We start from the raw sequence: 12698 nt of genomic DNA on the forward strand, positions 1-12698 counted from the left end.
CATTCTGTTTTATTCTATACTAGAATTGAATAGAATGCGTTTTTATTTGTAGCAAATAAAAATCATGAGAAATATCCTTCTTTTAGTAATTCTGTTATTTTCTTTTGTAATAAAAGGGCAATCGAAATTTGAAGCACTTCGTAAACAACTAATAAAAAATAAAACTTACGAATATGTTTATGGTTTTGAAAACAACTATGCCGTATTCAGAACTTTTAAACAAAAAATGGGATTGATTGATTCTTTAGGCAATGTAGTTCTTAAACCTAATTATGAATATATAGAGAACAGAAAAGAACTAAGAAATATATTTGAAGCCGGAATTATCGTTAACAAAAATTTTAAAAGAGGATATATAGATTTACAAGGCAAAATTAAAATTCCCTTTGAATATGAAGATGTTTACTATTTAGGAAATAATCTTGTAAGGGTTTCAAAAAACAACAAAGTTGGTGTTGTTGACACTGAAAATAAAGTCATTCTACCTATTAAATACACTGATATAATGAGCAGCAATGGAATTTTATTTGTTCAAAATAATAGCAGTCTTGATTTATTTGATGCAAAAGGAAAACAAATTACCAATTTTCAAGCTTTTGATATTGAGTATTTTCAGCATAAAAGATCGATTGTGACGCTTCAAAACAAAAACACATTCATAATCGATACTTTAGGAAATACTGTTTTAAATACTATTAAAAATCATCAGTTTGAAAGGATTCTTTCCCAGAATTCTTTCCTTATTTTTAACAATATAACGAAGAAAAAAGGAATCATAAATTCAAACGGACAATATGAAATCGAATGCAAGTACGATGAGATTATACCTTCAAATTCTATTTATATTGTAAAAAGCAATGGCAAGGAAGGAATAATCGACCAAAAAGACACTATTTTGAAACCTTTTATTTATGATAACATTTATGGTGTTTTTTCTAGAGACAGCATTTCATTCAAAAATCAGTATTTTGCTTATAAAAACAATTTGCAAGGCGTGATAAATCCTTATCAGGAAAAGGAAATCATTCCGATATCATACAAATATATCGATCCTTTTTCTAATTACTATATCACAACTAATTCAGAAAATAAAGGCGGATTGTTTTCTGCTAAAGGTGAAATTATTATTCCTGAAGATTATGTTTTTTATAGTGTTGCCCAAAACAAAATTTTTGCTGTAAAAAACTCTAAAAAATATCTTCTCACAGTCGAAAACAACAATTACAGTGAAGCCGAAATCTTTGTAGATGAGTTTCTAAAAAGCAATCAGTACTTTAGAGGATTTTCTAAGAGTAATTATCAAATTTTTAAAAACAAAGACAAATTTGGAGTTTATAGCAATGAGAATAAAATTGCCATTCCAGCACAATACGATGCGATTACAGAGATTTACGGAACTGGAGAATTTGTTGTAAAGAAAAACAATAAGTTTGGCATTGTAAACTCCGATAACAAAATACAATTGGAATTAAAATACGACTCATTTCAGATTATCAAAGAAGTGGTTCGATTTAATATAAAAAACCAAAAAACACCTAAATTCTATTCGATAAAATATCCTTTTGAGTCTCAATAATTTGTATTTAGATTTTGAATAAATAACATATTCATAACTGTTTAATTGCAAATAATTCAAAATGCATTCGTTTTTATTATATATTTGAACGAAATAGAATGCATTTTTTATGGAAGAATACGGAAAGATATTGATTATCGCAATGCCTGTTTTTTTAGCTTTAATTGTTATTGAAAAAATCTACGGCATTTATAAAAAGAACGATACTGCTCCATTGATAGATAGCGTATCAAGCATAAGTTCTGGCATTACCAATTCGGTAAAAGATGTTTTGGGCCTGAGTGTTACTTTTCTTTCCTATGAATGGCTGGTTTCTAAAATTGCGTTACAGCATTTAGAAGCCAATGTCCTCTCCTACTGCATTGCCTTTTTTGTGATTGATTTTTATGGTTATTGGAGTCATCGTTTGGCTCATCAGATTAATTTTCTTTGGAATAAACATGCCATACACCATAGCAGTGAAGAATTTAATCTTGCCTGTGCGCTTCGCCAGCCCATTGCAAGTCTAGTAAATCTCTTTACCTTTTTATTGATTCCTGCAGCTTTGCTGGGCGTTCCTGCTTCTGTAATTGCTATTACATTGCCTATTCATCTATTTTTACAGTTTTGGTATCATACCAAACACATCAAGAAAATGGGATTTATTGAACATATTTTGGTAACACCTTCACATCATCGTGTGCATCATGCCATTAATCCTGAATATTTGGACAAAAACCATTCTCAGATTTTTATTTTTTGGGATAAGCTTTTCGGCACTTTTCAAGAAGAATTAGATGATGTTCCTCCGGTTTTTGGCATTACAAGACCAGCCAATACTTGGAATCCGATTAAAATAAATTTTCAGCATTTGAGTTTACTAATAAAAGATGCTTGGCGTGCTCCAAAATGGAAAGACAAATTGACTATTTGGTTTAAGCCAACTGGCTGGCGTCCTGAAAATTTTGAAGAAGAATATCCTGTAAACAAGATTGAAAATGTTTTTAATTTTGAGAAATATGGCACGCAAAACTCTCAAAAACTAATATACTGGTCTGTTGCACAGGTTTTAATAACATTACTTTTTGTGAGTTATCTCTTTGACAACATTGCCAAAATAGGTCTTCCAAATATTTTTATTTATGGCTTTTTTATTTTTCTAACCATTTATAGCTACACAGAGTTAATGGACAAAAGTAAATATGCGCTTTTATGGGAAGGATTTCGATTTGGGATTGTAATTTGCATTATTGGCTATTATGGAGATTGGTTTGGTTTAAATCGTGTCATTCCAACTAGTAACTATATTATTTTCACTTACCTGATTTTATCTTTTTTAACGACATTTTATTTTGTTAATTTTGATTTTAAAACCTACCGAAACCAATATATCAATTCATAACCCCTATTATGAGAAACTCTTCTTTTTTTAAAATTTATGTTGCTTTTAGTATAGTGTACCTCATTATACTGCTTTCTGGTTACGAACGTTTTGATCTCTTTCTCAAGCCTATTTTAATTCCTATTATAGGGTTTGGAGCTTACTTTTACAGAAAGTTTCAAAGTAAGAATATTTTATTGGCGGCACTAGTATTTTCATGGCTCGGAGATGTGATTTTGCTTTTTACAGATCTTGGAGAGATTTACTTTATTTTAGGACTAGTATGCTTTTTGACAGCTCACATAATCTATTGCATACTTTTTAATAAACAGAAAAGAATTAGAAAAAAACAGAACAAACCTCTTTTTATATTTGGCAGCATCTTAATTGCATTTTACCTTATAGGAATGATTTCTGTTTTAATGCCTCATTTAGGCGATCTTGAAATTCCTGTTTCTATTTATGCTTCAGTAATCTCAATTATGCTTTTATTTGCATTCAACGGATTTTTGGTCTGGGAAAAACCAGGCAATCAGTTTGTGTTTTTAGGTGCCGTTTTCTTTATTATTTCAGATAGTATTCTGGCTGTAAATAAATTTTATACTCCAATTCCTAAAAGTTCATTTTTTATTATGCTGACTTATCTTCTGGCACAATATCTGATTGTAGTTGGTACACTAAAACTAAATCCGAAAAAAGTAGAGCAAGCAGTTTAACCCATATTTCAACCATGAAAAAAATAGCTTTTTTAATTGTTTTATTAATCAGTGTTTCTTCTTGTATAAGCACAAAATCGACTTTAAAAAATGTCGATGACAATGCGCCTGATTTAATCTTGAAAAAGGATAATACTTTCTCTATAACACAATTTGCTAAAGACAAAAAATACGGTTACGACCCTGACTATCCGATTAATATATTTTTCCAGAACACCAACAACGAAGCCTTAAACGAAACTCGTTTCTTAAATGCTTTGGCTGGTCCAAATGGCGAAAAAATAACGTATTCCAGATTAGAAACCTGTTGTCCATTCCCTACTAAAAGAAGCAATATGGGTGCTGGATTTTTGAATGTTTATGAATTGAAATGGGAAGGTCAAAAAAAGCCTGTTAAGCTTTATTTAAATATCTACGAAAAAGGAATTTTAATGGTTCCTGTAGGATTGAGGTTAAAATAATATCCTCAAACAAAAATCATGCTTAATGTATTGCCATTGCTGCTTATTATTTTACCAGTATTATCACAGTTAATACTGGGAACATTTTCTATCTATATAACTTCCTCGTTAAAATTCAGCCATATTTCATGGATAAATTGTATTCTGCAAATTGCACTCTCTTTTGTAGCTTTTAATATTGCAGATTATAATTTTTCTAAACTATACGAACAATATCCAAATCCTGTACGATGTGGAATGCCTCTTTTAGGCATCGCTATGGCTTGTTTCTTTTTACTTTTTGTTCTGATTTTGATTATCACAATTCAATTTTTGATTAAAAAATGGAGAGAAAATCAATCAAAAAGGTAGATTTAGTCAAAACTAAAAAACAGTATTAAGCACAAAACTTTAGAACATGATAAATATCATCTATAAGTTTCTTTTCATGCTTTAATATTGCCTCGGAAAAAGCATTTAATCATTTAAAAGAAATTTTAAAAATTCGTTAATTCTACTAAGCTACAAGTCAGTTATTAGAGTTCTTAAAATAATCTTAAATCTTCATCTGCTATTCATAAATCATAACTACCTTTGCATTGCAAAAAAATAATTTTATGAACTTACAACATATTCCACAAATTAAGCATACTAACAGCGGAAATTTCTTTTTATTAGCAGGACCTTGCGCTATTGAAGGAGAAGAAATGGCTCTTAGAATTGCTGAAAAACTAGTTGGTATTACCGACAATCTTCAAATCCCTTATGTATTTAAAGGATCTTTTAAAAAAGCAAACCGTTCTAGAATTGACAGTTTTTCTGGAATTGGTGATGAAAAAGCATTAAAAATCTTAAGAAAAGTTTCTGAAACTTTTCACGTTCCTACTGTAACAGATATTCATACAAATGAAGACGCTGATATGGCTGCACAATATGTAGATGTATTGCAGATTCCTGCTTTCTTGGTTCGTCAGACTGATCTTGTTGTGGCTGCAGCTAATACAGGAAAAACAGTAAACTTGAAAAAAGGACAATTTATGAGTCCAGAGAGCATGAAACATGCTGTTCAGAAAGTTTTAGACTGTAACAACGAGAATGTTATGGTTACAGATCGCGGTACTATGTTTGGCTACCAAGATATGATTGTTGATTTTAGAGGAATTCCTACTATGCAGCAATATGCTTCTACGGTTCTGGACGTAACACATTCTTTACAACAGCCAAATCAAACAGCTGGAGTTACAGGAGGAAGACCTGATATGATCGAAACAGTAGCTAAAGCGGGTATCGCAGTTGGTGTTGATGGTATTTTTATCGAAACGCATTTTGATCCAGCTAACGCAAAAAGTGATGGTGCTAATATGCTTCATTTAGACTATTTTGAAGGTTTAATGAATAAGTTAGTTGCTATCAGAAAAACAGTTAACGCATTTTAATTTATAATACTTAAGTTCTTTGAAAACAAAAATTTTATTTTTCTTACTGGCTTGTGTTTCTTTAAACACATTTGCTCAGGAAGAAATACCTGTACAAAAATACGCTGCTCACAACAAAGGGAAATTCTTTGTAATGTGGGGTGGCAATAGAGAAAGTTACTCAAAATCTGATGTAAACTTTAGAGGTAAAGATTACAACTTTACTGTTGAGAATATGGCAGCTCATGACAAACCAAAAGGATGGCATGTAGATTATATCAATCCTGCAAATATGACTATTCCTCAAACTAATTTGAGATTTGGTTATTTTTTTAGCGATCATTATAGCGTTACAATTGGTGTTGACCACATGAAGTATGTAATGGCGCAGAATCAGATTGCAAACGTAAATGGATACATCAATTTACCTGATAATGACCCTGCCCATATTTATAATGGAGAATACATTAACAGACCTGTAGATATGTCTCAGGGAGGAGCTAAAGAAGGTGGTTATGGCAATGGTGAAGTAAATCTAAACGGTCCAGCTTTTTTAATGTATGAGCATACGGATGGCTTAAACTATATCAATACTGAGGTTGCTAGATTTGACGATGTTTCTAAATGGTTTGGATTGCCAAATATTGATAAAGTTCAGATTAACTTAACTGAAGGTATTGGTGCTGGGGTTTTATATCCAAAAACCAATACTACAATTTTAGGTAAAGAGCGCCACGATGATTTTCATGTTTCTGGTTATGGAGTTTCTGCAAAAGCAGGTCTTAACGTTACTTTTTTCAAACATTTTTATGTGCAAGGAGAGTTAAAAGGAGGTTATATCAACATGCCAGATATTAAAACTACTACAAGTCCTGAGGACAAAGCGTCTCAACACTTTACTTATTTCCAACGTATTATTGCTGTTGGAGGAATTTTTAGAATCTAATATTTCGCAAAATATATTTAGAAAAATAGCTGTCATTTTATTTGGCAACTATTTTTTTTATCATTTACTTTGCAACTCAAAGTACTTTATTTTATACTTTATGAAAATCAAAAAATATCTATTCCCGATCGTTACTTTCTTTTTAAGTTTTGGATGTGCGCTATTTGTTGCTATAAAAGTTTTTCCGAACAATCCGTTTACAGGAAACAAAGAAGAAAAAGAAAAAACAACAGTTAGCAAGTTTAAAGATGGAGATCTTATTTTTCAGACTTCAGAATCTAAACAATGCGAAGCGGTTCGTATAGCAACCAATTCTAAATTCTCACACTGTGGAATTATTTATGATATTAACGGAAATTGGTTTGTTTTTGAAGCAGTTCAACCTGTAAAACTTACTCCAATTGAAGACTGGATTAAACAGGGAAAAGACAGCAAATATGTTGTAAAAAGATTAAAAGACGATAGCGTTTTGAATCCTCAGGTTTTGCAAAAAATGAAAGATTACAGTCAACAATTTGACGGCAAAGAATACGACGCTTATTTTGAATGGACGGATAACAGAATTTATTGCTCTGAATTGATCTGGAAGATTTATAAAAACGCTGCAGGAATCGAATTGACTAAACTCAGAGAATTGAAAGATTTTAATTTGCAAGATCCGAGAGTTCAGAAAATACTAAAAGAGCGTTATGGCAACGATATTCCGTTAGAAGAAAAAGTTGTTGCTCCTTCTGACCTTGCTGATTCTACTATATTGAAAACAGTCGTAGACACTTATTAATATCTTAAAAAGCTAGTCTTAGTTCATTCTAGCTTTTTTATTTGCTGATTAACTTTGAAATTCAAAGAACTTTTAAAACAAAAAAAAAAAAAAAATGAGAGATTATCTGATTGAAAAACTATATGAATGTTCTAAAAAACCGTATCAAAAATATTTCAAGAAGAATGAACCTTGGAATATTGATAAAACCTTATTAATGAACTATCCAGAAGAAAGTTTAGGATTTGGCTTGGGAAATTTTCTTTACAAAAATCATTTTGATATTCAGGAAAAACTCGAAGATCATGACATCATACATGTTCTTACGAATACTGGAGTTTCGGTTTATGAAGAAATTGGCATGCAGTACTATTTGCTCGGAAACGGAAAGAAAAGCTTGTATTTGTTTATGGTAATAGCAACTGGAACTATTTTTTATCCGAAACATATGAGCTATTTCATTCAGCAATTTAAAAGAGGAAAGAAAGCAAATGCATTCTATTATCTCGATTTTTCACAAATGCTTTTTATGCCTATTCAAACTATTCAGCAAACTTTTAAAATTTAAAATCATGAAAACAATACACAACAAACCTTTTCAAGAAAAACAGTCTATAGAATTGGCGATTGGCACATTTACAATCAGTACAATATTGTTTATGCTTTATATTATTTCGAATGAAAATCCGAATGTTTTAGTAATTGCATGGCCATTTGCTTTAGCGGCTATTGTAGTCAATTTGATTATGTTTTTTCATTTAACAGAAAGATTTATTCATTTGACTCAACAGCGAAAAGACATTGGTTTTAAAATCTTATTATTGCTTTCTAACATTCCAATCACATTTTTGTATTATCTGGTTGTAATGAAATCTTGATTTAAAAAAACGTATTCATAGAAAAACATTATCCTAAACCCTAGAAGGGGTAAAATATTTATAGAATTTAAATATTGACAATAAAAAAAGCTCCAGCGGAGCGACATACAGTTTACATTGCAAAAAATATGTCGCTCCGCTGGAGCTTTATATTGGAGACATTTCCTCTTTTCTATAAATATGCCGCTTCTCGGAAGCTTACAAAAAAAAGAGCTATCCTTTTGAGATAGCCCTTTTGATTTATTATTTTGACTCTTAATTTGCTTTTTTAGTCTCGATTCCGTTTTGGTCTAATAAATACATTAATGTAGTCATTGTTGCAGCACCAAGCTCTAATTCTCTTTTGTTGATTGCATCAAAAGTATCGTTTGCTGCGTGGTGATAATCAAAATAACGTTGAGAATCTGGTTTTAAACCTGCTTTTACAATAGCTGGAGAAGTTAAATGGTTAATATCTGAACCTGCGTGGCCAATTGTAAAACTGTGTACTAAATAAGGCTCAAAAAGATCTTTATAGCCTTGAATCTTTTTCAAATTAACATCGTCAGCTTCAATTGAAAAACCTCTTGGCGAAAATCCGCCTGAATCACTTTCTAAAGCAAAAATGTGGTTCTCTTTATTTTGTTTTGAAACTTCTTCATATTTAGCTCCACCTTTTCCGCCGTTTTCTTCATTCATGAATAAAACAACACGAATTGTATTTTTAGGCTTGTAATTTAAGTTTTTCAAAATACGAATTACTTCCATACTCTGCACTACTCCTGCTCCATCATCGTGAGAACCATCTGCTAAATCCCAAGAATCTAAATGTCCTCCAACAACCATAATGTTTTCTGGAGTTACAGTTCCTGTTAATTCACCAATTACGTTGTAAGACAATGCATCTGGTAAAGTCTCACAAGATTGTTTAAAGTAAAATTTCAAAGCTGGATTTGCTTTTAAAGATTTGCTCAACAATTCTGCTCCGTTTGTACTGATTGCAGCTGTTGGAATATACTGTGCTTTTGGCAAGTCGCCATAGCTTTGAGCTCCTGTATGAGGGAAATCATCTAGACGTAAATTCATAGAACGAACAATTGTTCCAACTGCCCCCAATTTGGCAGCTTCTTTTGCTCCTGCATATCTTTGGTCAACACAAGCTCCGTAAGAAGTAAAAGTTTCAATGTTTTCAGGGTTCATTGGTCTGTTGTAGAAAACAATTTTACCTTTTACTTTATCAGCTCCAAGTTCATTCAATTCTTTTATTCCTTGAACTTCGATTATTTCTGCTGTAAGACCAGTTTTTGGAGTTGCTACTGAACCTCCTAATGCGCAAATTGGCACATTGGTTTTTACTTTTCCGTCAAGGATATAAGCTGTTTCTTTTTCGCCACGCACCCAATGAGGAACCATAACCTCTTGCAGATATACTTTATCAAGACCTAAACTTTCTAATTGTCTTTTAGTATAATCAACTGCCTGTTCTGCACCTTTAGATCCAGACAAACGAGCTCCGATATCATTAGACAAATATTCTAGCCAAGTGTAGCATTTTGCTTCGGTTAAAGCTTTTTTGTAAAATAATTTAATGTTTTTTTCATCATTTGTCTGTGCAAAAGATGTCAATCCGTTTAAAACTAAAGCAGTTAAAAGAATCGTTTTTTTCATAGTTTCTGTAGTAATTTGGAGTTTAGCATGCGTATAGCATATTCACAAAGGAACAAAATTATTGACATTTGTGAAGTCTTTTCCTCAAGCTTTTCTCAAAAAAAAGCTCCAATTACAAATTATTCAATTTGCAATCGGAGCTTTTATATATTTTATAAATAAAGATTATTTTACTTCAATAATCTTATTTTTTGTTCCAATACCATTTTCATTAAAAGGCTCTATGGTAAAATAATATTTTGTGCCTTTATCTAGACCTCTAAAATCATATTTATTATCGTCATAAACCATAATGCTGTTATACAATTTATCAGGAGAAATTCCATAATAAATATTGTAACCAATTGCATCTGCTTGCTTTTTCCATGAAATCATAGCATTTCTAGAATCTGCCTTTTTTCTGTCTACTTTAAAAGAAGCTACAGGTTTTGGTTTTGCTGCCAATCCGTTTCCAAAAACTCTAAAATCAGAAATTGCAAACAATCCAGAAGCATTATGGATATTTTCCATTTTAATGTAACGCGCTTTAAATGGCTTTGTAAGCTCGACATAATCATGTGGCGCATCTTTATCATTTTTAGATTTATCAACTACCAAAGTCCAATTTTGGGCATCATCAGACATGAATATCTTGTATTGATAATAAATATCCATTGCTTTGTTAAACTGAGTTGCTTTATGATCTGCGTAATTAATTTGAAGCGCATTGATTTCCATTTGACGTCCTAAATCCATTTGAAGCCATTCACCTGGATTGCTAGTTTTAGCTGACCAATAGGTTTGAATGTTTTCATCTGTAAGATTTTCAGCTCCGTAACAGAATTTCTCATACACTTTTTTACCGCCATGATCCATTCTGTGTGTTTCTACTTCCATACATTCTTCAGAAGAAGAAACCGTTACAGGCTTTTTATAGGAAAGCAGCATCCATCCAGAGGAAGCTCCTTTTGTTTGATCACGTTGAGCTGTTGGCAATACAATTGGAAAATCCCCATAAGCGGTAATAGAATACATTACGTCATCTTTATCAAATCCAGCAGGAAACATATCTATACGACGCTCAAAACGATCTTTAATAGAGATTTTGCACGTTCCTGTATTCCAGTAATTTCCATAATTATCGGCGAAAGTATTTCCATGTCCGGCTCCAATTACAAATCCGCCCGGTTTATAAGACATTGGATTATGTTTCTGATACGTAAATGGCCCTAACGGATTATCTCCAACATGAACACCATTTGCATATCCTTTAAATTCAGTCGCTGGTGCTCCATATTGCATATAATATTTCCCATTATGTTTGGTCATCCAAGCTCCTTCAATAAAATTTCCCCAAGGAGCAGGTTCCATATCGTTATTTGGTCCAAAGCGTTCCCATCCGTGAGCTGATGGATCTAGAATAGCAACTTCTTTAATTTGTCCGTAAGGTTTCTGAATATCCTCTACTTCTTTCGCTTTATATAATGTTGCATAATCAGCCTGATTTCCTTTTGGAAGCCAAGTTTTATAATCAACCTCAACACCTACAAGTGGTAATTTTCCACTTGAACCGTAATACATATAGACTTTTTTGTCATCATCTTGAAAAATCGCTGGATCCCAAGTTGGGAGCATTGCTTTGTCTACGTGACGTGTCCATCTCCCTGATTTTGGATCTGCAGTTTTCCAAATTGGATGATTTCTTTTCCAAGTTGAACCTACATAAAATAAAGTATCATTTACAACCCAAGCTGCAGGAGCGCATTGATCGTCATCGCCTGGCTGTCTTTGGAAACTTCCGTATACAAAATTCCAGTCTGACATATCTTTACTCCAAAAAAAACCTGCCTGATTGGTAGCAAATAAATAATACTCGCCTTTGTATGTAATAATTACCGGATCGGCACTTGAACGGCGTGATTCTGGAATTCCGTTATGATTATGAGTCGTAAAATTGTATCCGATATTTATGGGATTACAGTAAGTCGTCGCAGGTCTGCTTGGGTCAAACCATTCTGTCTTGCCAGAATTTTGCGCTAAAAGACTGTTTCCGAAAATCATCGAAAACAATACAATTGGCGTTAGTTTTTTATATATTTTCTTCATGGTTAGATTTTCTTAAGTTAAGTTTTAAAGACTATTTTTTAATCTCTTTTCTTTCCTTTAAAAGTTCGGGTTCATTTGTTGTAATGTAATTGAATTTATGAGCAATAATCCAATCCATATCTTTTGCATCGTTAACAGTCCAAGCGTTTAAAATCACTTTATTGTCTTTTGCTTCTTGGATCCATTCTGGATGTTTTTGAAAAACAGAATAATGATAGTCTACACCATTAATTTTATCTGCTTTGACTTCTTTTGGAGATTTATTTCCTTCTAAATATTGAAGAGAAGTTTTAGAATCTATCTCCCTAATTTTCTTTAGAATATCATAATCAAAACTGATGTAGCAGGTATTTTTATCGGCTTTTAATTTTTTAATGGTTTCGACTGCAGCTACACCAGTTTTTTGTCCTCTTTCTTTACTGATTTCTGACGGTTTTATTTCACAAACCAAAAGTGTGTACTTATTATTACGCATTCCTTCTGAAATATATTCATGAAGGGTTGGCAGTTTTTCTCCGTTTGAAAGTTTAAATTTTATCAAATCTGCATAATTCGTTTCTTCGATAAGCAGTTTGTTGTAATGTGCATCATGATTGATTACAAGCGAGTCGTCTGCCGTTCTCCAAACATCAAACTCTGAACCTGGCAATTTTAAATCGATTGCATGTCGTAATGATGCAATTGAATTTTCTGGCAGATTGTTCTTTTTCCAAGCACCACGATGCGCTACAATTGCATTTTTTTGCGCATTGCAATACGAAAAAGCCATAAGGCAAACGGCACTAAATATTTTGATTTTATTCATAATAACGTAGTTAAAAAATTACAAAAAGGTCTTTTGCTCTTAAAAAAAAGCCCTCCAAACGAAGGGCTTT

At 32.1% G+C, this 12698-nt stretch carries 12 protein-coding genes; 9 read left to right on the top strand and 3 right to left on the bottom strand.

Going from position 1 to position 12698, the window contains the following annotated elements; translation table 11 throughout:
- Nucleotides 1-64 precede the first annotated feature (64 nt).
- The 9 genes from DMB71_RS12150 to DMB71_RS12195 all read left to right on the top strand — a co-directional run bounded on the left by DMB71_RS12150 (nucleotide 65) and on the right by DMB71_RS12195 (nucleotide 8091).
- Nucleotides 65-1576, top strand: a complete 1512-nt coding sequence (locus DMB71_RS12150; protein ID WP_111366437.1) for a WG repeat-containing protein — start codon at nucleotides 65-67, stop codon at nucleotides 1574-1576.
- Between the two features lie 109 nt (nucleotides 1577-1685).
- On the top strand, nucleotides 1686-2957 hold the full coding sequence (locus tag DMB71_RS12155) for a sterol desaturase family protein (protein ID WP_111366439.1): 1272 nt from the start codon (nucleotides 1686-1688) through the stop codon (nucleotides 2955-2957).
- A gap of 8 nt (nucleotides 2958-2965) precedes the next feature.
- A complete protein-coding gene (locus tag DMB71_RS12160; protein ID WP_111366441.1) occupies nucleotides 2966-3652 on the top strand; it encodes a lysoplasmalogenase in 687 nt (228 codons plus the stop codon).
- A 14-nt stretch (nucleotides 3653-3666) separates the two neighbouring features.
- Nucleotides 3667-4113 (top strand): 2-dehydro-3-deoxyphosphooctonate aldolase, encoded by a 447-nt coding sequence (locus DMB71_RS12165; RefSeq protein ID WP_111366443.1) that lies wholly within the window; start codon nucleotides 3667-3669, stop codon nucleotides 4111-4113.
- A gap of 596 nt (nucleotides 4114-4709) precedes the next feature.
- Entirely contained in the window at nucleotides 4710-5528 is an 819-nt protein-coding gene (kdsA, locus tag DMB71_RS12175) for a 3-deoxy-8-phosphooctulonate synthase (RefSeq protein ID WP_111366447.1), read from the top strand.
- A 19-nt stretch (nucleotides 5529-5547) separates the two neighbouring features.
- Nucleotides 5548-6453, top strand: coding sequence for a hypothetical protein (locus DMB71_RS12180; RefSeq protein WP_111366449.1), 906 nt, complete (start codon nucleotides 5548-5550; stop codon nucleotides 6451-6453).
- A gap of 100 nt (nucleotides 6454-6553) precedes the next feature.
- The gene (locus tag DMB71_RS12185; RefSeq protein ID WP_111366451.1) at nucleotides 6554-7234 is read left to right on the top strand and encodes a YiiX family permuted papain-like enzyme; all 681 of its coding nucleotides are present in this window, start codon (nucleotides 6554-6556) and stop codon (nucleotides 7232-7234) included.
- A gap of 94 nt (nucleotides 7235-7328) precedes the next feature.
- Complete coding sequence (locus DMB71_RS12190; protein WP_111366453.1) at nucleotides 7329-7781, top strand: hypothetical protein; 453 nt, start codon at nucleotides 7329-7331, stop codon at nucleotides 7779-7781.
- 4 nt (nucleotides 7782-7785) lie between these two features.
- Entirely contained in the window at nucleotides 7786-8091 is a 306-nt protein-coding gene (locus DMB71_RS12195) for a hypothetical protein (protein ID WP_111366455.1), read from the top strand.
- Between the two features lie 255 nt (nucleotides 8092-8346).
- On the opposite strand, the gene DMB71_RS12200 is transcribed toward DMB71_RS12195, so the two are convergent.
- The 3 genes from DMB71_RS12200 to DMB71_RS12210 all read right to left on the bottom strand — a co-directional run bounded on the left by DMB71_RS12200 (nucleotide 8347) and on the right by DMB71_RS12210 (nucleotide 12628).
- A complete protein-coding gene (locus DMB71_RS12200; protein ID WP_111366457.1) occupies nucleotides 8347-9738 on the bottom strand; it encodes a M20/M25/M40 family metallo-hydrolase in 1392 nt (463 codons plus the stop codon).
- Between the two features lie 165 nt (nucleotides 9739-9903).
- Nucleotides 9904-11823, bottom strand: a complete 1920-nt coding sequence (locus tag DMB71_RS12205; RefSeq protein WP_111366459.1) for a discoidin domain-containing protein — start codon at nucleotides 11821-11823, stop codon at nucleotides 9904-9906.
- Nucleotides 11824-11854: 31 nt separating this feature from the next.
- Nucleotides 11855-12628, bottom strand: coding sequence for a glycerophosphodiester phosphodiesterase family protein (locus tag DMB71_RS12210; protein WP_111366461.1), 774 nt, complete (start codon nucleotides 12626-12628; stop codon nucleotides 11855-11857).
- Nucleotides 12629-12698: the final 70 nt, after the last annotated feature.

The sequence above is a fragment of the Flavobacterium tistrianum genome, assembly GCF_003254545.1.
Taxonomy (GTDB): Bacteria; Bacteroidota; Bacteroidia; order Flavobacteriales; family Flavobacteriaceae; genus Flavobacterium; species Flavobacterium tistrianum.